This window comes from Actinacidiphila bryophytorum (assembly GCF_016916835.1).
GTDB lineage: Bacteria > Actinomycetota > Actinomycetes > Streptomycetales > Streptomycetaceae > Actinacidiphila > Actinacidiphila bryophytorum.
In genome coordinates this window covers 256,232-278,902 of sequence record NZ_JAFFIX010000004.1, presented here as the reverse complement: position 1 = coordinate 278,902, position 22,671 = coordinate 256,232, and the positions used below count along the sequence as shown (strand labels likewise).

Below are 22,671 nucleotides of genomic sequence, written 5' to 3'. Positions count from 1 at the left end.
CGACGACACCAGGCCCGTGCACGGAGCGGCCACTACCAACGTCAGGCCCTCCAACAGTCGTGATCAAGATCTACAGCTGGAGTATTAGCAGCTCGGTCAGGTAGCGCAGGGCCGAACTGGACAGATCCATCCCCGATGGGTAGACAAGCACGTGAAGCTCCGGGCAGACAGGTTGATCTTGGTCGACAACCCATCTACCAGGAGCTTCATTTTTTCTTCAACGTCGCCCTTGGCCAACCGGCCTGCCAGGCGCCCAGGTTGGAAGAGCCTCCACGTTCGAAGGGTTCCTGTGATGTCCAGCGATGGGACACTGCACTACAGAGAAGAAGATTTCGTCGTCGACGGCGCGTTGCGCGATGTGCTGGTGTTCGATGTGGATACGGCGGACTGGGAGAGCGCCCTGCGCGCACTGCGCCGAACGGGATGGCAAACTCATTTTGCATGGACACTGGCAGAGGTCGATCCGCTTGAAGTCGTTCCCGAAGCAGATGAGATCTTTCACCGTCTCAGTACGGATGCGGACGAATCTGCGGCGTTGTCCGTCAGTGTGGACGATGTCACGTTCAGCTGTTATTTCTTCGATGCGGACCAGATCGAATTCACCTTCGACCCTTCCGATGTGACAGATGCGGCCCGGTTCTCCGGTGTCGAGAAATTTGTCCGCCTTCTCGGCGACGCCACCGGCAAGCAGGTCATCGTGACGATGGAAAGCACGGACCACTCTGGCTTGCCGGCTCTTCTCTCTTACCAGCCCTGAGTTCAGGGGCCGGAGTTGGGTGACAACTGTGGGACAGCGGAGTTCGGCTCTCCGGAGCAGGGCGATTGCAAAGTCTGATGATCTCGGATCGGGGCTGGTCAGCTGAGTCCGCGGAGGGTCAGCGGTCGCCCGAAGGGGCGCAGGGACATCTCGCGAGCCCGATGGCACCCACTGCCCGCGGTCCAGGCGGGCTGGTGGGACGCATTCTGCGTGCTCGGCCTGGACACCCATTCCAATCCAGGGGTCCGCGGACGAACCCCTGCGTAGGCCCATCGCCGACTTCGCCTCGCCCGCGGCCAGGCGCTGACCACCGTTCAGTCCAGCCGCTTGAGTTCGCGCACCGCCGCGGGCAGTGCGAGGCAGAGGCCGAAGGACGTCGCGAAGCCGCCTCCCCCGGTGAGCATGGCATCGGTGGTGTCGGCGCCTGATCGGAGCACGAGCAGACTCACCACCAGGCCGACCACCAAGGAACACGCGACGTACAGCGCAAGCCACAGCCGCCAGGTGCGTCCGGATGGGGCTGTCGGTTCGGGCATGGACTCGGTCCTTTCGGTGGTCACGGAGGAAGGGGACGAGGGACGGGTCTGGGGTGCCGGCCGGCGGTGGGCCGTCACAGCGGTTCGGCCGAGCCGTGCAGCAGGTGTTCAGCGAGTTCGCCGCGCAGCCGGCCGAGAGCGGCGGCGTACTCCTCGTACGCCTCGACGCGCCGGCCGAGATCGCTGAGGAGTTCCACACACCGGCGTTGCTGCCCCATGGGCGGGAAGCGCACGGGAAGGTGGCCCAGAGCCGCGGAGCTCAGTGAGGGGGCGGCTGTGGCTGCGGCGCGGTGGGACATCCACTCCCGCGCGTGGCGGAGACCGAGATAGGCGTGCAGGTACAGCGGATCGACCTCGGCCGTGGGACGTAGCCGCAGACGCGTCACGTTCGAACTGAGCAGCCGGCCGGCCTGGGAGGCGGAGACCAGCGCGGGCCGTTGCTGCGCACCCGTGCGCACGCAGACGATGTCGTTCTCGAGCACCATGAACTTCTTGAAGCGCTCGGCCGTCTCCCACGGCACGCCCTCACGCGTAACCTCCGCGATCCTCCCTCCGACGAGATCCTGTGGGAAGACGAGAGGAACTCCGGTGTCCCTCGTCCGTGCCGTTGCGGGAAGGCGGGTGTACGAAGGCCCGGCCTGGATCTCGCACAGGTCGCCGAGGACGGCTTCGTCCCAGGCCACCGGTCCAGGCCCCGTACGGTAGGCGTGCTCCGTTCCCGGCGCCCCCCGCTCCAGCCTGTGCCTGCGCTCTGCCGCGTCGTCACTGGCGGCGCGCAGCATCGCCGTGTCGGGACCGGCGCCGTAGTGTCCGCCGCCGAGGTAGTCGGCGGGGCGTAGCGAACACTCCTCGCCGATGATCTCCGCGCGCGCCACCGCAACAGCCGAGAGACCCTGCGCTGCTACGCGCAGCACGTGCTTCCCCGCGTCGTCCGGGCACGCCTCTCCGTCGAGCCACGGCCGGACCAGCGCAGTGATCGCCTCTCTGTCGATGTCCCGAAGCACTCGTCGGCGCCGCATCCTCTCCCCCAGCTCCTGGGCGTCGACGAAGAGAACATCCTCGCGCGCCGGCTGCTCGACCCGTCGTAGCAGCCACAGGGAAACTGGCACGGGGGTCGCGGAGAACAGGTGGGGCGGCAGCGTGATGACGCACTCCACCGCCCCCCTGCGGATCAGCGAACGACGGATCTCGCGCTCGGCGGCGCTCACCGAGTTGCCCGCCTTCACCGGCATGACCACCGCTGCTCGACCGCCGGGTACCAGGGCGCCCAGGACGTACTGCACCCAGGCGAAGTTGTCGTTGCCCCGCGGCGGCGCCCCGTACGGCCAGTCCCCCGTGCGCCGACCGGGACCGGGTGCGTCGCTCATGTTGAACGGGGGGTTCGTCAGTACGACATCGGCGCCGTGCTCGCGGTGCGGCGGCCACCGGTCGGACCGGGTGCTTGTCAGCTTCGGCCGCACGCCGAGGTGGAGCAGGTAGAGACTCGCGACCGCCTGCAGACGACCGTCGAGGGTCTCGCCGTACAACGTCCCGCCCGCGTCACCGAGGTGCCGGTACGCGGCCGCCAGCATTTCCCCGCCCCTCATATAGGGGTCCAGCACCGTGGCCTTCTGCCCTGGGGCGAGCACCAGCTCCGCGGCGAGTGATGCCAGGCCGACCGGGCTGCAGAACTCGAAGCTCTGCAGCCCCTCCCGGGCGCTGAACGACTCCCACACCAGCTGGAACGCGCCCCTGCCCGCGCCGGCCGCCGTCCGTACCGCTGCGGTGAGGTCGTCCCAGCTCCGCGGTTCGAGTTGCAGCAGGCTGCCGCGCATGTCGGTGCGGTCGCCGCTCCGGCGCAGCGTTTCCTGTGCCACGTCGCCGAGGAAGCGCAGGAGGCCCTGCACGCCCTGGGTGCCTTGGCCCACTGCCATGGCCTTCTCGATCCGCGACCAGCGATCCGGTTCCGCATGGCGCACATACATCACGATGAGGCAGAGGTTCACGAAGTCGGCCATCGTCGCGGGACCGCGCACCCGCTCGGCGAGGCGGCCCATCAACTTCTCGACGGCCTTCCTGTCCTCGGCGCCCACGTGAGGGTACGGGCTCCCGCCGGCCTTCGGCTCCGCCTGGCGTCGCCTACCGCTTGTGCGGCTGAACCGGTCGGCGTAGGTGGTGCCCGGCGGCTCCCCGTCCAGCAGTTGGCGGTGCGGGACCATGCGGTTCACCAACCACCGCGCGATCTCGGCCTCCAGGAAGAGGTCCATGTCGCCGGAGCGCACCGGGGCGGGAAAGTCCTTGTGGCGCCGGGCCCAGTTCGACACGGCCGGACGTCTGACGCCCAGGCGGTCGGCGATCTGCGGCCGGGTGATCAGACCTGTCTGTGCTTCGTGTTGCGGCTCCAACGTGGCTCCTCAAGGTCGGGCCGGTCGATCTTCCGACGAGAGGACGGTACGAGGGAGGTGGCGGATGAGCCAAGTGCGCATTCGGAGTGCTCATTGTGCTGACCGAAGGCCCTACGGGATAAGCTGTTGAACGACCGTCATCTTCACATCCCCAGGCCCAGGCAGGAGACCTGCTCAGCCATGCCCCCGACTGCTGTGCGTCGCTCCAGGTTTTCTGGTTACGGGGGTTAACAGAATTCTCGGCTGGTTCGAGCAGCATTGAATCGATCGTCCCGGTCAGCAGCGCGCGGCCTGGCAGAGTGAGGACATGCAGTACTGCGAACGCCATGAGATGGACAACTGCGCGGACTGCGCTCCTCGCGCACCTCGCAGCAGTACGCCCGCCGGGGATTGGGGCAGCTGGTCGGCGGCTGCGATCATCATCCACGCCAGCGGCAAAGCCCACCTTCCCGGGTGCACGCACATCGAGCCGTCCGACATCCGGCCGCCCCTGTACGGCTGGGTGCCCGCCCCGTCCCCCGGGGCGTGGCGTCGCCTCGCCCCCTCCAGTCCCCTCCGCGCCACCCACGGCAACACCGGGCGGGCTGCTGTGAGCCGCTGCCAGGACTGCGACGCGACGCAATAAGGGCGCCACCCGGTTCCAGGGCGGGAGCGGCTGACTCGAGCTCCACCGTGCGGACCGCGTCGGGCACCACCACAGCTCCACCTACCGCGAAGCCGGCTACCTCACCCCCGACACCTCGGATGATGCCTTGGACACCGGACCGAGGTTCCTCGGCGAACCGGCGCGAAGAGGCCGGTGGTCAGCGGCCGCGTGATCGACGTGCCCGGCGATCCGAAGAACCCCTGCATCGCCTCCGCCGAACGCTTGAAGGCAGTGTCCGGCTTCCCGGTCAAGCCGATCTCGAAGAACAGTTGAACGGCCGGTCCAAGCACGGCCGCCAGCAAGAACGGTTCACGTCGAAAAAACGGGGATGTGGCGCGTATGAGCGGCGCGTATGAGCGGCTGCCCAGGCCGGGGTGGCGACGTCCGGCCGTCCGGGTTGACGGCCGGCCTCGCCATCAGGACCTTATGCGACCCCCCTTCCGATATCCCCTCGGTCGTCGTGCGAAACTCCATCCCTGGTCAGGGGGAGGGGCATGGAGAAGTCAGAGGCGAAGCGGCTGCTGGAACGCGCTCGCGAGATGTGGGATGCGGAGGAGTGGCTGGCGTCCGCCGAGTTGTACGAGCAGATCCTTGGCCACTATCCGGACGAAGCCACCAGCGTGGCATGGTGGTACGACGCAGCACTGGCGTACAAGTTTCTGCGTAACTGGGCAAAGGCCTATGAACTCGGCCGTGAGGCTGCCGCCCGCTCACCGCGTGGTGAGCAGGACCCGGCGTTCTGGAATCTGGGAGTCGCTGCCACGATCAAGCGTGACTGGGCGACCGCTCGTGACGCGTGGGAAGGCTTCGGGATCCCGATGCCGGAGGGCGAGGGGGAGATCAACGGCGCCTTCGACCCAGCGTGCGTACGGCTGGATACGGGCGGCGAGCGCGAGGTGGTCTGGATCCAGCGGCTCTGCCCGACGCGAGGACGCGTGGTGAACGTCCCTGCCACGAGAGGCCGTCGCTTCGGCGAGATCGTCGTGCACGACGGGGAGCCGACCGGCCAGCGGACGTACAACGGCCAGAGCGTCGCTGTCTTCGACGAGTTGCTGCTTCTCGAAGCCTCGTCGCTGCCGACGCTGCATGCCACCGTGAACGCCGCGGCTGCCTCCGACGTCGACGCCCTGGTGGCTTCGTTCTTCGCACGGGACTTCGGCGCCGAGCCGGCGAGCAGCTTCCACATGCTGTGCGCATGCTGCAGCGAGGGTGTCATCGACTGGGATGAGGCGAGTGTGCCGACGCACGGCGGCTCGCAGACCGTCTGGCTGGCCGCCCCTGAGACCGAGGCCCGGCAGCTGCTGGATGCGTGGACGGCGGGAGGTCCACGCAGCTGGAACGGACTGGAACTGGTCGGGTGATCTCCCGGGGAGGGGCCACCCGTTCTCCGGGTACCTCGCCTCGCGCCGGCCGGCGGGCTGGGCGACCGCCGATCACATGCGCACCGAACTGGTCACCGATGCCCTGACGGCCGCCGAACGCACCCGCGGCAGCCTCGCCGGGGCGATCCTGCACACCAACCACTCGCCCAATACCCCAGCCGGGCCTTAGAACCGTTCTCTACGTGGCGGACCCGGTCCTGACCCGCGGGTTGGCGCACTCGGCTCCCATCCCAGTGGCGCGCACCGCCTCCCCACCGCGCACACTGGTACGGAGGCCAGGCCCGGCCCTTCACACCGACATGGTCCACGGAGCCGAGACAGCGTATCCAGGCGCGAGCGAAAAGGTGGCCCAAACGTACGCGGAACAAGGAACTTCGCCGGCCGGCCGGGCCCGCCGCACGCATCAGTTCGACCGCGCGCGGCGCCCCATCACCACCACATGGGATTTCATCGCCCCGGCCGATGAGTGGGTTGTGGGCAATACCATGGTCCGAGTTCCCTTGGGGGGGTTGAAGTAGTGCACATCACAGTCACGGGTAGCGGCGACATGGGTCGTGGCCTCGTCGAGTTCACATCGCCAACGGGCCGGGCCCACGCGGAATGGAGGGGCACGGAGACTCCCCGACTCGGCGGTCGGTACCGAGTGGAGATCGAGATCCCCGACCCGGCCTCCGTCCATCAAGCCCAACAACCGCTTGCGCCGACGGGTTTCCTGGCGGACTCCGAAGAGGGAGGGGCGATCGTCTCCGGCGCGGTGGAAAGCGTGGCGGACGACGGAGTGGTGGCGCTACGGGTCGGTGATGACGTGATCCTGCTTGAACTCACGGAAGATTCCCTCGTGCCCGGGCTCGGGCAGGTGGTGTCGCTGAGCGTGGCGCGGATCGAGCTGTATCCGTACGGATTCTGACGGCCGACGTGGGCGGCGGCGATGCGGGGAAGCAACTCAAAAACGCGATGGACGCCGCAGCGCATGTCAGGATTCTCAATCCAAACAGAGTCATTACTGGTTCCGGCGACACGGCCGAACTATTGGAGCTCCTGAGTCGAGGGCCGGGAGAATGGAACAAGCAATGATCGTCCTGCCGGTGCGGCTGACCGAGATGCTCAACGACGTGGACGGCGCACGCGCGGCAACGCTCGCACTGGACTTCGCAGAACACGCGGCGGACCTCGAAGCGGAGGCTTTGACGGAGGATCTGCGAGCCGCCACCGTTGAGTACGTCGCCGCGGCGCGCGAGGCAATCGCGTCGGGTCGGGCGACCGACCGGCTCGTCCGGGCCTACGAATCCTTCTTCGCGGCCGGTTGGAAGGCGCCGGGACACTCGGAGTTCACCAGTATCCATGACTCAGCGGTGCGATTCGCTTGTCAGGACATGCTCATCGAGGCTGGAGCGTTGAACAAGATCGGGCGAACGAGGCTGACCTGCCAGTACATTGCGCGTAGCGCTCAATCCATCGTGGGCAGTCGGAGCGCGGAGCGCGCAGCAGAGGGAGTGGACCGCCGTAAGGCCGATCGCGCTGCCCGCTGGGAGGAGGCCCGATGGCAAATTCAGCATGTCATCGCCACGGAGCCCAACCCTCACGAATGACCACCACACGCGCCGTTGGCCCCCGTCCCCGCGACGCGGAAGCTCCCGCTCCTGCTTCACCCCGATCAGCACCGGACGCAAGGCGAGGCGTGACGTCGCTGAGGTCGTGCCGCACCCTTCACCCGGCCCACCGTTCTGCACGACCGATAGAGCTCCGCAGCCGCACCGTTTTGCACCACGCGCGGCGGTACAGCGCGGTCAGCCACACTCACCAACGGCGCTGGTCATACGCGTGCTTCAGGGCTTCCTCGTGTCGCTGACCAGCACGGACGCCGGCGAGGCATCTGTGATTCCCAAGCTCAGAGCGCGGGTTCGATTCCCGTCATCCGCTCCATAAAGAAGGCCCAGGTCAATGACCCGGGCCTTTTGTGTTGTCCAGACCCATTGGGGAACCCGTACCGCTTCCGCACCACATCTGGCGGTCAATCGGCGCCATCCGCTTTCGTAGTGTCCGGGGGGGGTCACAAGCCCGACGCGGGTTTACGCATCGACGCATCCGAGGGTCCTCAGCTCCCCGGGGACCGGGTGGTGATGACGGTGTCACGGCTGGTTGCTAGGTTCGTGTGACGGTCGTACTGCCGTTGGGGGGGTGGCGGGTATGGGGTTCAGCCTTCGTGGAGCCGTCAACAAGATCGGTGACGGCGGCGAGAAGCTGCTCGGCAAGGCCAAGAAGAAGGCCGGCGAACTCATCGACGACGGCGCCCACATCGTCGGTGACGGGCTCGACCACGTCGGCCTCGACGATGCGGCGGACTGGGTCGAGGACAAGGGCGACCACATCGCCGACCACCTCGGCGCGCACGTCGCCGAGCAGCAGCTCGGCCAGTCCGACGAGCCGGACGAACTCCTGCACGGCGACGCGGGCAAGATCCGCGAGGCGGTCCTGCATCTGGCCAAGCTGGCCATGGCCTTCGACGCCGGGCACACCGGCCTGTCGCACCTCGACCCCGGGGACTGGGACGGCTTCGGTGCCGACGCCTTCCGGAAGATGTTCAAGGCCCAGCCCGCCAAGTGGGCACACGCGGCGACCGCGTGCGCGGAAGCCGGGCTCGCGCTGGACAACTACGCCGAGACCGTGGACTGGGCCAAGGACCAGGCCAAGGAAGCCGTCCGGCTGTGGAAGCAGGGCGCCGCCGCCCGCAAGGCCGCCGCCGACGCCTACAACTCGGCCGTCGACCAGTACCACGACGACGTCAAGGCCTACAACGACAAGGTCGACGACGGCAAGGACCCCGGCACCAAACCGACCAAACCCGCCGCCTTCACCGACCCCGGTGCCAAAGACAAGCAGGCCGCCAAGGACACCCTGAACGCCGCCCGCACACAGCGCGACAGCGCCGCCGCCACCGCCGAGGCCAAGGTCCGCGCAGCCACCAAACTCGCCCCCGCGAAACCGGACTTCACCGACCGCATGCAGAACGACTTCGGCGACGTCGGCAAAGCCCTCCCCATCGCGGGCGAGCACTTCGTCGGCGGCCTGGTCCGCTCCGGCACCGACCTGGTCAAGTTCGCCCGCGGCCTGAACCCGTACGACCCGTACAACATGACCCACCCAGCCCAGTACCTCACCCACCTCAACGCCACCGCCGCAGGCCTGGTCGACATGACCCAGCACCCCGAACGCCTCCCCGGCATCATCCTCGGCACCGGCTGGGGCTCCGACGGCTCAGAAGCCTCCGGACGCCTCGTCGGCAACATCCTCCTCGCCATCGCCACCGACGGCGGCAGCGCAGCCGGCAAAACCGCCGCAGAAGACGCCGCCAAGAACGCAGCCAAAGACGCCGGCGAGCAAGCCGCGAAGAACGGTGCCCGGGCCGCGGCCGAAGACCCCGCCAAATCCGCCATCGAGCAGGCTGCGAAGAAATGCCTCTCGGACCCGATCGACGTCGCCACCGGCGACATGATCCTCACCCAGACCGACATCACCCTCCCCGGCACCCTCCCCCTGGTCCTGGAGCGCACCCACCTGTCCTCGTACCGGATCGGCCGCTTCTTCGGCCCCAGCTGGGCCTCCACCCTTGACCAACGCCTCGAACTCGACAACCAGGGCGTGGCGTTCGTCGCCGACGACGGCTCGATCCTGCTCTACCCCATCCCCGAACCCGGCGTCCCCGCGCTGCCCAGCCACGGCCCCCGCTGGCCACTGGAATGGGACGGCACACCCGGCACACCACTCCGAATCACCAAGACGGAGACCGGCCGGACACTCCACTTCGCCACCGTCCCAGGAGCCACGGCCACGTCCGGCGGTCCGATGCTGCTGCCGCTCACCGAAGTCACCGACCGCAACGGCAACGCCTACGCGATCACATACGACGAAGCCGGCGTCCCCACCGAGGTCCGCCACAGCGGCGGATACCACCTCACCCTCGGCAACCGAGACGGCCGCATCACCGCCCTGCGCCTGCAGGACCCCGCCGCGCCCGAGGCTCCCGGCACCCTCATCCGTGAATACGCCTACGACGGGGCCGACAACCTCGGCAACTTCACGGACTCCACCGGCGTGCCGTACTGCTTCACCTACGACACCATCGCCCGCATCACCTCCTGGACCGACCGCAACGACACCACCTACGCCTACACATACGACCAGCACGGCCGCTGCGTCGCGACCAACGGCACCGACGGCTTCCTGAGCAGCACCTTCAGCTACGACGACGCCACCCGCACCACCACCTTCACCAACTCACTCGGCCACACCAGCACTTACACCCACAACACCGCCCACCGCCTCATTGCCGAGACCGACCCTCTCGGACACACCACCACCCAGGAGTGGGACGAGGCCAACCGCCATCTCATCGCCAGGACGGATCCGCTGGGGAACACGACCCGCTATACCTACGACGAAGCGGGCAATCTCACTCAACTGCTCCTCGCGGACGGCTCGATCGCGCAGGCTTCTTACAACTCCCTGCGCCGGCCCGTCACAGTCGTCGAACCGGGCGGGGTGACCTGGCGGCACTCGTTCGACGAGCGCGGCAACCTCCTCACCACAACGGATCCCCTGGGCGCGGAAACCCGCCACGTCTACAACGCATCGGGACATCTGCTCTCCACCGCCGACGCCATCGATCACACTCGGACGTTCGTCAGCGACCCTGCCGGGCTGGTGGTCGCGATCACCGACGAGGCTGGGCATACATCTGTCATACGACGGGATCCGTTCGGACGCGTCGTGGAGGTCGTCGATCCTCTCGGGCATACCACCCGCACGGGTTGGACTTCCGAGGGCACGTTGGACTGGCGCGAGTATGCCGATGGTTCCAGGGAATCGTGGACCTGGGACGCGGAAGGCAACCTGACCAGCCATACCGGCCCCGCAGGCAATGTCACCCGCCACACCACCACTTACTTCGACTTGCCCGCCACGCGCACGGATCCGGACGGCGTGACATACGCCTTCGCCTACGACACAGAACTCCAACTGGTCGGCGTCACGAATCCCCAGGGGCTCAAGTGGTCCTACCAGTACGACGAAGCGGGACGCCTGGTCACGGAAGTGGACTTCAACGGCCGTTGTCTGACCTATTCCTACGATGCGTCGGGCAACCTCGCGTCCAGAACCAACGCCATGGGCGAAGTGCTGCGGTTTTCGCGCGACGCTCTCGGCCGTGTCACAGAGCAGCGCACTGACCTGGACGGCACCACCTACCAGTACAGCGCTTCCGGGCATCTGATCCGCAGCGTGAACTGCGAGGCGGAGGTGTCCATCGAGCGCGACGATCGCGGTCGCGTGCTCGCGGAAACGGTCAACGGCCGGACGGTCACGTACACGCGTGACGCACTCGGGCGGGTCACCTGTCGAACCACGCCGTCCGGACTGACATCGCTGTGGACCTACGATCCGACGGGCCGGCCCTCGGCGATCGCTGCCGGCACTGACTCCTTGACGTTCGCTTACGACACAGTCGGCCGGGAGCGTGAGCGGCGCCTCAGCGAGAGCGTCGGGCTCACCCAGTCCTGGGACCCCGTTCACCGCCTCACCGAGCAGACGCTCTGGGGGCGTGACGACGGAAAGGGTCGACTCATCCACCGCACTTTCACCCACCGCGCCGACGGCTACCTCACCGAGATACATGACTTTTCCTCACGTATACGTCGTTTCGGACTCGACCCTATGGGCCGTGTGACCGAGGTGCGTGCACACGGTTGGAGCGAGACGTACGCCTACGACTCGGCCGGCAACGTCACTCACGCAACGGCGCCCGCCCATGAGTCGGCCGGCGAACGCGCCTTCAGCGGCACCCTCGTACACCGCGCCGGGCGCACGACGTACATACACGACGCGCAGGGTCGCCTGGTCCGCAAAACCCGCAAACTGCTCAGCGGGCAGCGACGCACCTGGACGTACGCATGGAATGCCGAAGACCGCCTCGCCGAAGCAGTGACGCCGGACGGCTGTCGCTGGCGGTACGCCTACGACCCGCTGGGCCGCCGGATATCCAAGCATCGCCTGGCCGAGGGCGGTTCGGCGGCCAACCGTACGGACTTCACCTGGGACGAGACCCGCCTGATCGAGCAGCGGGCGGCGGATGGCCAAGTGACCACGTGGGATTTCGCCCCCGGCACCCACACTCCGCTCGCGCAAAGAAACCGCGGACCGGTCGGAGGGGGTGACGAGGAGCCATTGCGCGCCGTCATCACCCACCGCTCGTCCACCAGCCGGAGTACGCGTTTCCACGCCGTCGTCACGGACTCGGTCGGTACGCCGACCGAGTTGGTGACACCCGAAGGAGAAGTGGCCTGGAAGCGAAGCTCCACGCATTGGGGCACAACCCTTCCGGTCGAGGCGGAGACCAACCTCGTCGACTGCCCGCTCCGTTTCCCGGGGCAGTATGCGGACTCGGAAACGGGGCTCAATTACAACTACTCGCGCTACTACGATCCTGAGATCGCCAGGTACATCAGCGCAGACCCACTGGGCCTTGACCCGGCGGACAATCACCATGCCTACGTGCTCAACGCGTTGAACTGGTCCGACCCTCTCGGCCTCACTCCCAAGTGCGGGATAGACCTCTCGAACGCGACGCCCCACCAGGGGCGATTCCCGAAGACCGCGAACCCCGATGAGATCCTCGTGCGGCGCAAACAGGATGGCAGCGTGACCGCGTACGCGGTGTACGACAGAGACGGACTCCCGGTGAAGCGAGTGGATGTGGACCCGGACTCCGCACCACACGGCGGCGTTCCGGCACCACATGTGCTCGAGACGCACAAGAACGTCAACCCGAGAACAGGCCAGACGTTCCTGACGTGGGATAAGATGCCACGGCCCGCAAGACCTGACGAACTGCCGCAATAAGGAATACCGCATGGACCCGATGAGAGACCCACAGGTCAGGGAATGGACGGAAGCGACAGGTCACCGCGCCGACTACATCGACTTCCTTTCCCAGTCCACCGGCATTGCGGAATGGATTGCGTTGTCGCGCGTATTCCTGCCGGCATTCGTCGAGGTGGAGGGGTGCGTCCTGTGGGATCGATCCTACGATCCCGAGAATTTCGAGACATGGCGATCCGCACTGAACGGCGACGTCACGGCAATCGAAGCCACCCTGAATCAGCTCAAGCTGTATCTGTACGTCGATGTCGACGACGACGCCACCTCGCGTGCCAACGGGCTGTCCCTGGCCGAGGACATCGCAACAACGTGGCGGTTCCGTCTCGCGGCGGATTTTCCAGGAAGGAGCTTTTCCGTCCAAGCGATGGACACCGAGGATGGTCCCATCGTTTCCTTCGTCAGCAAGCGCCCCGGCGGCGCTGTCTCGTGAGGCTTTGCGTCCCGCCTGCATGAGGTCCGCGGGAACGATGCGCGGGACGACTGCGCTGGGCACCTACCCCACCACTTCCGCACGACGGGTCTCTCCGGCCGGCCAGTACCCACGGTCGTAGCTGGCTCGACGAACGCCGCCGCAGCCTCGACGTCCACGAGCGCCTCGGCAACGGAATCTCCCGCGCGATGGACGAGCTCGCAGACCGCGCACGCTTGAAGGGCGAACCCCGCTCCTGACACGTACCGGATTGGCAGGCACCGCACGTCGGGCCGGGCGGCGCGAACCACATCCGCGTCACGCACAGCGGCACGGCGCGGTCAGCCACGGTCGCCCAGGGCGTAGCCCCAGTCGGCACTCCAGGACTGCGCCTGCCGCTGACCAGGACGGACGCCCGCCTGGCTCCCGTGATTCCCAAGCTCAGAGCGCGGGTTCGATTCCCGTCATCCGCTCCATAGAGAAGGCCCAGGCCAATGACTTGGGCCTCTTTGTTGTCTGGACCATTTGAAGAACCCGCACCACTTCCGCAGCACTCCTGGCGGTCAATCAGTGCCATTCCGCGCGGTGCGCGGGACGGCGATCTGGGAAGTCGCTCGAACGGGGCCTGCCGCATGGCCGCGCCCTTCGGGGCACGCAAGTCACTGCCTTCGACGGCCGCCCCGGTGCCCACTGCCTGCGAGCGGCCCAGATACGGGGACATCCACGGGGAGACGGCCTGGCACCTAGGTGGGAAGGGCAGTAGCGTCCCGCGAAGCACATGTAGTGCCGACGAAAGTACGGTCCCGCACTGCTCGTTCGTTTCCCGAACGGGTCCCCCCCTCGCTGGAGCCGCAATGTTGAGACACTTACGTCGCCGATGGATCGGCCTGCTGCTCGCACTCCCCGTGCTCGTGACCGGCCCCCTGTCCCTCCCCGCCTCGTCTGCCGAGGCCCCGCTCTCCACGGAGTCGCAAGCCGTCGCCTCGGCGGTACCGCTGGAGGAGATCACCGCGACCACCACCCAGGTCGCCTCCGGCCTGCAACGCCCGACGGCCCTGGCCGCGCCCGACGACGGCACAGGGCGGCTGTTCATCACCGAGAAGTTCGGAAGGGTTCGCGTCTACGACCCGGCCACCGGGCTCGCCTCCGCCCCGCTGCTGGACATCACGTCCCAGGTGGACTCGTCGGACAACGAGCGCGGACTGCTCGGCATCGCCCTCCCCCCGGACTTCGTCCAGAGCCAGCAGCTCTACCTCGCCTTCACCGCGCTGCCCGACGGCGCGGTCACCCTGGCCCGCTACAGCCTCGCCGAAGCGCGCCTCGAGGTCCTGCTGCAGCAGCCGCACGCCGACTACACCAACCACAACGGTGGCCAGCTCGCCTTCGGCCCCGACGGCAAGCTGTACTGGGGCATCGGCGACGGCGGTGGTGCCGGTGACCCCTTCGACAGCGGGCAGCGGACCGACACCCTGCTCGGCAAGATCCTCCGCCTCGACGTGAGCCGCAGTTGCGGTGCACTCCCGTACTGCATCCCCGCGGACAACCCGTTCGCCGGCGTCGCCGGCGCCCGCGGCGAGATCTGGGTGTGGGGCGCCCGCAACCCCTGGCGGTTCTCCTTCGACCCCGCGGACGGGTCGATGTGGGTGGCTGACGTCGGCCAGGGCCTGTGGGAGGAGATCGACCACCTGGCGCGCGACGAGCAGCCCGGAACCAACCTGGGCTGGTCGTGCTACGAGGGGCCGCAGGTCTTCGACACGTCCCAGTGCTCGTCCGGTGCCCGCTACCGCGCCCAGGACTTCTACTACTCGCACTACAACGGCAGCTGCGCGGTCATCGGCGGCCAGGTCTACCGCGGCCGGCAGTTCGCCGACCTGGCCGGCGGCACGTACATCGCCACCGACTACTGCACGTCCACCATCTGGGCGCTGCGCCCCGACAGCAACGGCGTCCTCCGCCAGGCCGCGATCGGCCAGATGCCCACCCAGGTGACGGCTTTCGGGTCCACCCCTGACGGCGAGCTCTACGTGGTCAACGACCTCCCCGGCGGCCTGCACCGGGTTTCGTTCGCGCACACGACGCCGACCTGCCAGGTCGCCGTCACGACGAACGTCTGGGGCACCGGCATGGCCGTGTATCTCACCGTCACGAACAGGGGCACAACCCCGATCAACGGCTGGGCGCTGGAGTTCCCGCTGCCCTATGGGCAGGCTGTCATCTCGGACTGGGACACCACTCTGACCAACATCGGCGACCTCTACACTGCGTCCGACTCCGGATACAACTCGGCGATCCCGCCGGGCGGATCCATCACCCTGGGCTATCTGGCCTCCCACACGGACGACCGGTCCGCACCGGGCCGCTTCCTTCTCAACAAGGCGTCCTGCGCCCGCACCGGAAGCTGAGGAGACAGGGAACCGGCTGACGTCGGTACCACGGCAAGCGGCCGTGGTACCGACGGCCGTGCCCGGTCGGTGCCGCCGAGCGACAGGGCTCACCCGCGTTTTCCGCATCACTTCTCCGCTCGATTGGCGACGTACTCTTTCCGCTCAGGCGGGCGGCACGGGTCGTCCTCAGCGCGGCCAGCCGGAGTCGGTCCACCCGGTCCAGTCCAATCGCACCCGTCCGTCGTAGCCCATCCCCACCGGCTCGGTGGTGTTGTCCGAGGGGGACAGGTACGACGTTTCGGAGCCGCCCGTGGCGGCGTTGCGGAGGGTCGGGACGACCTCCGCGGTGGAGCGCGACAGCTGCCATCTCGCTTTCCACGGCGCGGTGTCGACCGCGGCCGCCGCCGGGACGGTGGAACTCACCAAGGTGATCCCCAGCGGCTGGCCGGTTCCGGCGACCAGCTCCGCCACGGGCGCACCGTCGGCGCCTGCAGACACCCGGTAGACGCCTTCGCCATGGGCGAGTGTGCCGCCCATGACCAGCAGCGCGCCGTCGGGAGAGGCCGCCAGCGAGGTGGCGTGGTCCAGGATTTTGCGGCTGGTGCCCCCAGCGACCGGGACCGCTCTGAAGGAGAAGTCGTCGCTGGTCGATCCTCCGTCGAGCGTGGTTTTCGGACCGAACAGTGCCCAGTCCCCGACCATGCCCACCAGGAGGCTGGAGATGTGCTGGTGCGTGTCGATCTGCGTGACCGCTCCGGTTTCCCTGTTCTCCAGGTGCAACTGCCCTGTGGCCGGCGGCATGGGGCTGGTCACGGTGGCGAGACATGCCGGAGACAGCGCAGGGCGGCCCCAGGCGGAAGGGGCGAGGTGTGACGGTGTCGCAGCGGCGGAGGAGAGGTCCACCACCGCGTAGTGGACCTCTGTGTCCGTGCCGGCGAGAGCCCTGTAGGACAGAACCACGGAGCCGGGGGCCGAGGACTCCACGCGCACGTCTCGCGCGTCGGCCGGAATGCCGGTGACCGTCCGGTCGGTCTCCGCACCGTCCACGATGCCCAGCAACTGCAGTTGGGTGCAGTCGTCGACGCCCTGCGCCGGCGACCAAGGGCAGGCCGGCACCGTCGATCCGACGGCCCCCACAAAATCGCGGAATCTACCCAGGGTGACAAAGGAAGTCGCTCCGGTCGACATGTCGCGCAGCTTCACCCCGTGGTCGACGTCCGAGCCGAGCTCACCCTGCTCGGTCGCCAGCACATCGGACACCGACCCGTGGGACATGGACAACCGGGAATGCCAGAAGTCAGCACCCAAACTGGTCGTCGAACCGTCGGCGTACCGGGTCCACAGCAAGTCGTACTCGGGGGACGAAAGGAAGCCCGTCGCACCGGCCATGACCTCGGAATACGGAGGAGGGCAATGCTGAACGGGACGGCGCCAGGAGAGCGAATCCTCCGGCGGCTCCCCACGTTCGAATTCTCGCGGACCCTAACAGCACACACCGTCGCCGGTGGCCGGGATTTCACCCGAGGGGGCGGGCAGGGTGACGCGCCGGTGCTGCGGGGCGGGCGGCCAGGTCAGCTGTCGGTGCACGAGGGCCAGGTGTCTGCTGCCCAGTCCGGCCAGCTCGGCCAGCCCGCCGGCGGGGCGGGGATCTCGCCGCTGTCGAGTTCGGCGGCGTCAGGCACCTGGAACTGCTCCCGCCAGGCATCCAGGTCGGCCTTGCTCATCGGGAACGTCTGATGCGGTGTTGTTTCCTGGCGGTGAGCGACGCGGGCGAGCTGGACGTCCTTGTCCACAGGCAGGTAGACCACCTGGCATGATGCCCCGACCGACCGGGCCATCCAGCGCAGCGCCGACCGTTCGTCGCGGCTCCAGAGCCCGAAGTCGAGCACGACGCTGGTCCCCAGCCTCAGTGCCTGTAGGGCGACTGAGATGAGCCGCCCTTCGAGCACCCAGCGCTTGCCGTCGGCCATCGAATCGCCGAACAGCGGGATCATCCAGTGATCTGGAGTCAGCCGCAGCGCCCGGTGGGTTGCGGCGAGCTCCTTGGCGCGGGTGGTTTTCCCAGCCCCGGGGAGCCCGACCATCAGGAGCAGGATGGCAGCACGTGGGTGCTGCGCAGCGCTGGGTACGGCTGCATGCGAATGCTGTGAATCGAAATGCTGAGACTGAGGCATGACTTCCCTGATCAGGCAGGATGACCCGGCGTCACAGGAATATGAGTGACTGCCGGCAGGACACTGATCCGGCGGTACGTCCTGGCACTGCTCCCCATGCGGGGGCAGGCAATGGCCGCGGTTGCAGGAACCGCGGTACCGCCGTTAGGCAGCGGTTGTCGTCATGGGAGCACAGCAGCACATGCCGTGATCGTAGCGGAACCGGCTGTGCCCCGGGCGGCGCGGGCGCCCGGAGCGGCGGCGCGCAGCGGTTCGCCGCCGGTGTGGTGTGGTTCCACGGCAGGGCACAACAGTGACGGCGGCGCGCATCACCGGGGGCGAGCAGGCTGGTCGGCTCTGAGACCGCCTCGGGGGACGGCTTGAACGCGCCGCAGGCGGGTCCATCCCCGCGGGCGCGGGGAGCAGTCCAGAGAACGGACAGCCTCACCGCCATGCGCCATTCGGTGGGCATTCATCCGGATTGGCTTGTGGCACCATCCGTCGTCTCCTACGTTCACCTGGACGTCTACAGTCATGTAGACGTGAGCGGCCCGGTGTCACCACCCGTGGGGGGGCGCCTCCGCCCCCGCCCACCCCGGCCCTTGAGGACCACCCGTGTCTGATCTGTCCTACCTCCAAGCCGTCACCATCGGCGCCCTCCAGGGCGTGACCGAACTCTTCCCGGTCTCCAGCCTGGGCCACTCCGTGCTCGTACCGGCGTGGATCGGCGGCTCCTGGCACCACCTGGTCACAGAGAACGCCTCCGGCGACTCGGGGACCTCCCCGTACCTGGCGTTCGTCGTGGCCCTCCACGTAGCGACCGCCCTGGCCCTGCTGGCGTACTTCCGCAAGGACTGGGTGGCCATCGTCCGGGCGCTCTTCACCACCCTGCGCACCCGCACGGTGACCACGTCCACCGAGCGCCTCGCATGGCTCCTGGTGGTGGGCACCATCCCGGTCGGCATCACCGGCCTGGCCCTGGAGCACACCTTCCGCACCCTGTTCGCCAAGCCGGAGGCCGCGGCCGCCTTCCTGACCCTCAACGGCGTGATCCTCTATGCCGGCGAACGCCTGCGCCGCGGTGCCGAACTCCGAGCCGCAGCCCCGGTGCCCGGGTTGAGCGCCGGGCCGGGCGCGGCCACCGAGGGCGACATCCACGCCCGCGCGCCGAAGCGCCGCCTGGACACCCTCAACTACCGCGAGGCCGGCATCATCGGCCTGTTCCAGACGCTGGCGCTACTGGCGGGGATCAGCCGGTCGGGCATCACGATGGTCGGCGGACTGCTGCGCGGACTGGACCACGAGGACGCCGCGAAGTTCTCCTTCCTGCTGGCAACCCCGGTCATCCTCGCGGCCGGCATCCTCAAACTGCCCAGCCTGGCCGGGTCGGCCGGCGACCACATCCACGGCCAGGTGGCCGCGGGCTTCCTCACTGCGGGCGTGTGCGCGTACGGCTCGGTGCGCTTCCTGTCCCGCTGGTTCACCACCCGCACGCTGACCCCCTTCGCGATCTACTGCCTGGTGGCCGGCGTCGGCAGCATGATCTGGTTCGCCTGACGCACGCCGTCGTCGCGCGCGACGCACGCGATACGGCGAGTACCCCGGCAGCAAGCCCGTCGCGCCGGCCGCGTTCACCGACCCCGGCGCGAAGGACAAGCAGGCCGCACCATCCTCGGCACCGGCTGGGGCTCCGACGGCTCCGAAGCAAGCGGACGCCTCGTCGGCAACATCGGCGGCAGCGCAGCCGGCAAGACCCTGGCAGAAGATGCTGCCAAGAACGCAGCAGCGAGCACGGAGGCGGCCACGTAACGGCCCACCGGTCCCGATGACCATCCCGAACTACACGGTCGTGCCCCAAAGCGTCGACGATGACGATGACGACGCGGAGTCATTCCAGTGCTGACCCGTCGTAGGAGCCCAGCCAGGGCCGGGCCCGACGCACATGCGTCCGTCACGCGCAGCGCGCCCTGCAAGCGCATGATCCCCGCCCTTCCGGCGAGCCGGGCGTACGGTCGCGCTCGTGGCGGCGGGCGGTCAGTTCGGGGGCGCCGCCCCGAGGAATTGCAGAACGGCGAGGACGCGTCGGTGGTCGGCGTCGGCGGCGGGGAGGGCGAGTTTGGCGAAGATGTTGTTGATGTGCTTGGCGACCGCGCTGTCGCTGACCACCAGCGCCTCGGCGATGCCCGCGTTGGAGCGTCCCTCGGCCATCAGGGCCAGCACTTCCCGTTCGCGGGGCGTGAGCCGCGACAAGGGGTCGCTGCGGCGGCGCAGCAGCAGCTGGGCGACGACCTCGGGGTCCAGCGCCGTGCCGCCGTCGGCGACGCGACGTACCGCGGCGATGAAATCCTCCACGTCGGCGACGCGTTGCTTGAGCAGGTAGCCGACACCGTCGGTGTGGGCGGTCAGCAGGTCGGCCGCGTACCGCTCCTCCACGTACTGCGAGAGCAGGACCACCGCCGTCCGGGGCCACTGGCGACGGATCACCAACGCGGCGCGCACTCCCTCGTCGGTGAAGGACGGCGGCATGCGGACGTCGATCAGGGCGAGTTCGGGCCGGTGCTGGTCGACCGCGGTCAGCAGGGCGTCCGCGTCGCCCACGTCGGCTGCGACCAGGAAGCCGGCCATCTCCAGCACCTTGACGAGCCCGACGCGCAGCAGCACCGAGTCCTCGGCGATCACAGCTCGCACGGCAGCTCCGCGATGAGGGTGGTAGGGCCGCCGGCGGGGCTGCTGACGCGGAAGGTTCCGTCGACGGAGCCGACGCGTCTGGCCAGTCCGTTCAGTCCGCTGCCGGCCGAGGCGTCGGCGCCACCGCTCCCGTCGTCGGTGACGTTCACGCGCAGCAGCTTCCCGATCCGTTCGACGGTCACCTCCGCACGGGTGGCGCGGGCGTGCTTGGTGACGTTGGCCAGCGCCTCGGAGACCACGAAGTACGCGACCGACTCCACGACGGGCGCTGCTCGCTCTCCGATGTCGACGCGCACGCCCACCGGCAGCGGTACGCGGGCGGCCAGGCCGGACAACGCAGCGTCCAGCCCCCGGTCTTCGAGGACCGCGGGGTGCAACCCGCGGACCAGGTCGTTGAGTTCGGCGATGGCCTCCTTCGCCTCGCGGTGCGCCTCGTCGATGGCGGTGCGGGCGTCGTCCGGCAGGTCGGTGAGGGTGGCCCTGGCCAGCCCCAGGTTGACCGCGAGGGAGACCAGGCGCTGCTGGGTGCCGTCGTGCAGGTCGCGTTCGATGCGGCGGCGCTCGCTGTCGACGGCTTCGATCAGGTCGGTGCGGCTCTCGGCCAGGTGCTCGACACGCCGCCGAAGCCGCTCGTTGCGGCTCGGCCCCAGCAGCGCGGGCGCGAGCCGGGCCTCGGTCCTGGCCGTCGCCCCGGCCAGCCAGGGTGCGACGCACAGCAGCACGACGCCGCCGGCGGTGCAGAGAAGCGTCTGGTACACCGGGAGCGCGGAGGCGTAGCCGAAGGCGGTGACGCCCGCCACGGCCGCGGCCCAGGCCGCGAGCACGAGCAGTTCCACAGCCGCCAGCAACGGCCCGAGCAGGAGGTGGTATCCGACCTGTCGCCAGGTCCGGGCCGAGGACAGCCACCGCACGGCACGCCTGGGCCACCTTCGTTCCGGCGTCGGCGCCGGCCGCGGGACGTCCACACCGAGCAGCGCCCGACAGCGGTGCCGCTGGACAGCGGTGAGCGTCGGAATGCCGACGAGGAACAGCGCGAACGGTATCGGCACCACGGCCCACGCGTTCGCCTTCAGGACGATGGTCACGCCCCAGACCCACTGCGACGCCAGGGCAAGGTGCAGCGGAATGCCGGCTGCCACGAAGCCGGTGTCCCGTCGCGCTCGGAGGAACGCGCGTCGCAGCGTCCGGAAGTTCCTCATGACCCGACGGTAGAACGCCTGGTGACGCACATGCCATGCACCGTGCACCCGGATCGGTGGTGACGCCAGCACCACCCCCGAGTCGGACCTCTGCGCTACCGACGCGCGCGCCCGCCGCAGGAAAGCCTGTCCCTGTACGGCCCTGTACGGCACACAAGCCCGCGTCCGGGAGGACACCACGATGACCGAGCAGCCACCGGCACCGGCACAACACCCCCGGCCCGCCGAGCGCCCGGAAGGCGGGGACGAGAACGCCATCGTGGACCTGTTCGTCGAACGGCTCGGGGACCGGATCGACGACCGCGTCGCCGCGTCGTTCGACGAGGTGTGCGCCGAGCGGCTGGCGGAGCCCGGCCCTCTTCGGCGAGCCCTGGTCCGCGACCGAAGGGCGGACCTCGGCGTCCTGCTGCTCTCCCTGGTCCTCGGCACCGTCGCAACGACCTTCACTCCCGGCGGGACCACCGCACTGCTCATCTCCTGGGCCGGACTGGTGGCCCTCAACCTCGCCCACCTCTTCCGCCCGCGCTGACACCCGCCCGGGTCCTGTACGCGCCCGCATCGTGCCGACACGGGGGAGCCGCCGGCGCTGTCGGCGGCAGCGACTCCCCCATCACGGAGCGAGGCATCGAGGTACGGCTCGCCAAGCACAAAGAGGTGACGAGGGAACTCGACCGGCTGAAGGGGTTCCTGCATTCCATCGGACACTGACGGACATTCATTCGTACACGGCTTCAGAGGGGACGCACTGGTGACTCGGGGCGAGTTTGACCGGAATCTGTCCATCGAGACGCTCGAAGGCGATCGGTGGCCGGATCCGCCCGAGGATTCGACGGCCATGGTGCGGGACGTCCATGAACTGCGGCGTCGACCCATTGGCACCCTCAATCCCTGGAACCTCGCGCGGCTCATCGGGCAGGGGGTGGGGCTGGCGTGGACGCTTCCGGTGGCGTTGGAGGTGCTGGAGGAGACGGTTCCGCGGCTCGCGGAGGGCGGGTTCTACGACGACGACCTGCTGTCGGCGGTGGTTCGGCGGGAGCCTGCCACCTGGGAGGAATTCCCGGAGATCGCCCGGCGGGTCGAGGAGTTGCTGCCCAGGCTCACCGAACTGGACCCGGATCTGCAGCGGATTGCGGACGGGTTTCGGGGGGCGCGGGGGCAGCCGTGACGTGACGGCGGCCGGGCGCGGCCCTTCCCGGGGCG

General features: G+C 68.5%; 16 protein-coding genes and 1 pseudogene. 11 read left to right on the top strand and 6 right to left on the bottom strand.

All coding sequences use genetic code 11. The features are described from left to right. The first annotated feature begins 292 nt into the window (after window positions 1-292). Window positions 293-757: a hypothetical protein gene (locus tag JT723_RS08625; protein WP_240165266.1), complete on the top strand. Its 465-nt coding sequence runs from the start codon at window positions 293-295 to the stop codon at window positions 755-757. Between the two features lie 314 nt (window positions 758-1,071). On the opposite strand, the gene JT723_RS08620 is transcribed toward JT723_RS08625, so the two are convergent. Together JT723_RS08620 and JT723_RS08615 are read right to left on the bottom strand one after the other, a co-directional pair. Further along, window positions 1,072-1,293 carry a hypothetical protein gene (locus tag JT723_RS08620; RefSeq protein ID WP_205043890.1) on the bottom strand — a complete coding sequence of 74 codons (222 nt, stop codon included), beginning with the start codon at window positions 1,291-1,293 and terminating at the stop codon, window positions 1,072-1,074. Window positions 1,294-1,367: 74 nt separating this feature from the next. Then, the gene (locus tag JT723_RS08615) at window positions 1,368-3,596 is read right to left on the bottom strand and encodes an N-6 DNA methylase (RefSeq protein ID WP_205043889.1); all 2,229 of its coding nucleotides are present in this window, start codon (window positions 3,594-3,596) and stop codon (window positions 1,368-1,370) included. 1,221 nt (window positions 3,597-4,817) lie between these two features. Here JT723_RS08615 and JT723_RS08610 point away from each other — a divergent pair. The 7 genes and pseudogenes from JT723_RS08610 (at window position 4,818) to JT723_RS08585 (ending at window position 15,449) form a co-directional block, all read left to right on the top strand. Then, window positions 4,818-5,684: a tetratricopeptide repeat protein gene (locus JT723_RS08610; protein ID WP_205043888.1), complete on the top strand. Its 867-nt coding sequence runs from the start codon at window positions 4,818-4,820 to the stop codon at window positions 5,682-5,684. 40 nt (window positions 5,685-5,724) lie between these two features. After that, a pseudogene (locus JT723_RS34970) lies at window positions 5,725-5,847 on the top strand (IS3-like element IS3502 family transposase); the annotation flags it as partial. A gap of 501 nt (window positions 5,848-6,348) precedes the next feature. After that, the gene (locus JT723_RS08605) at window positions 6,349-6,612 is read left to right on the top strand and encodes a hypothetical protein (RefSeq protein WP_205043887.1); all 264 of its coding nucleotides are present in this window, start codon (window positions 6,349-6,351) and stop codon (window positions 6,610-6,612) included. 163 nt (window positions 6,613-6,775) lie between these two features. Further along, entirely contained in the window at window positions 6,776-7,294 is a 519-nt protein-coding gene (locus JT723_RS08600; protein WP_205043886.1) for a hypothetical protein, read from the top strand. Between the two features lie 598 nt (window positions 7,295-7,892). Further along, window positions 7,893-12,599 (top strand): putative T7SS-secreted protein, encoded by a 4,707-nt coding sequence (locus tag JT723_RS08595; RefSeq protein ID WP_205043885.1) that lies wholly within the window; start codon window positions 7,893-7,895, stop codon window positions 12,597-12,599. 10 nt (window positions 12,600-12,609) lie between these two features. Further along, a complete protein-coding gene (locus JT723_RS08590) occupies window positions 12,610-13,068 on the top strand; it encodes a hypothetical protein (protein WP_205043884.1) in 459 nt (152 codons plus the stop codon). Window positions 13,069-13,901: 833 nt separating this feature from the next. Further along, window positions 13,902-15,449 (top strand): PQQ-dependent sugar dehydrogenase, encoded by a 1,548-nt coding sequence (locus JT723_RS08585; RefSeq protein WP_205043883.1) that lies wholly within the window; start codon window positions 13,902-13,904, stop codon window positions 15,447-15,449. 168 nt (window positions 15,450-15,617) lie between these two features. Here the strand turns inward: JT723_RS08585 and JT723_RS08580 are convergent, their stop codons facing one another. Both JT723_RS08580 and JT723_RS08575 read right to left on the bottom strand, forming a co-directional pair. Then, window positions 15,618-16,820 (bottom strand): hypothetical protein, encoded by a 1,203-nt coding sequence (locus JT723_RS08580; protein ID WP_205043882.1) that lies wholly within the window; start codon window positions 16,818-16,820, stop codon window positions 15,618-15,620. A 182-nt stretch (window positions 16,821-17,002) separates the two neighbouring features. After that, the gene (locus JT723_RS08575) at window positions 17,003-17,515 is read right to left on the bottom strand and encodes a P-loop nucleotide/nucleoside kinase family protein (protein ID WP_240165265.1); all 513 of its coding nucleotides are present in this window, start codon (window positions 17,513-17,515) and stop codon (window positions 17,003-17,005) included. A gap of 684 nt (window positions 17,516-18,199) precedes the next feature. Here JT723_RS08575 and JT723_RS08570 point away from each other — a divergent pair. After that, entirely contained in the window at window positions 18,200-19,141 is a 942-nt protein-coding gene (locus JT723_RS08570) for an undecaprenyl-diphosphate phosphatase (protein ID WP_205043880.1), read from the top strand. 477 nt (window positions 19,142-19,618) lie between these two features. On the opposite strand, the gene JT723_RS08565 is transcribed toward JT723_RS08570, so the two are convergent. Together JT723_RS08565 and JT723_RS08560 are read right to left on the bottom strand one after the other, a co-directional pair. Beyond that, the gene (locus JT723_RS08565) at window positions 19,619-20,272 is read right to left on the bottom strand and encodes a LuxR C-terminal-related transcriptional regulator (RefSeq protein ID WP_205043879.1); all 654 of its coding nucleotides are present in this window, start codon (window positions 20,270-20,272) and stop codon (window positions 19,619-19,621) included. Next, entirely contained in the window at window positions 20,260-21,471 is a 1,212-nt protein-coding gene (locus JT723_RS08560) for a sensor histidine kinase (protein WP_205043878.1), read from the bottom strand. The genes JT723_RS08565 and JT723_RS08560 overlap by 13 nt, the downstream gene beginning before the upstream one ends. 181 nt (window positions 21,472-21,652) lie before the next feature. Between JT723_RS08560 and JT723_RS08555 the strand changes: the two genes are divergently transcribed. Further along, entirely contained in the window at window positions 21,653-22,000 is a 348-nt protein-coding gene (locus tag JT723_RS08555; protein WP_205043877.1) for a hypothetical protein, read from the top strand. Window positions 22,001-22,219: 219 nt separating this feature from the next. After that, on the top strand, window positions 22,220-22,636 hold the full coding sequence (locus JT723_RS08550) for a contact-dependent growth inhibition system immunity protein (protein WP_205043876.1): 417 nt from the start codon (window positions 22,220-22,222) through the stop codon (window positions 22,634-22,636). The last annotated feature ends 35 nt before the right edge of the window (window positions 22,637-22,671 follow it).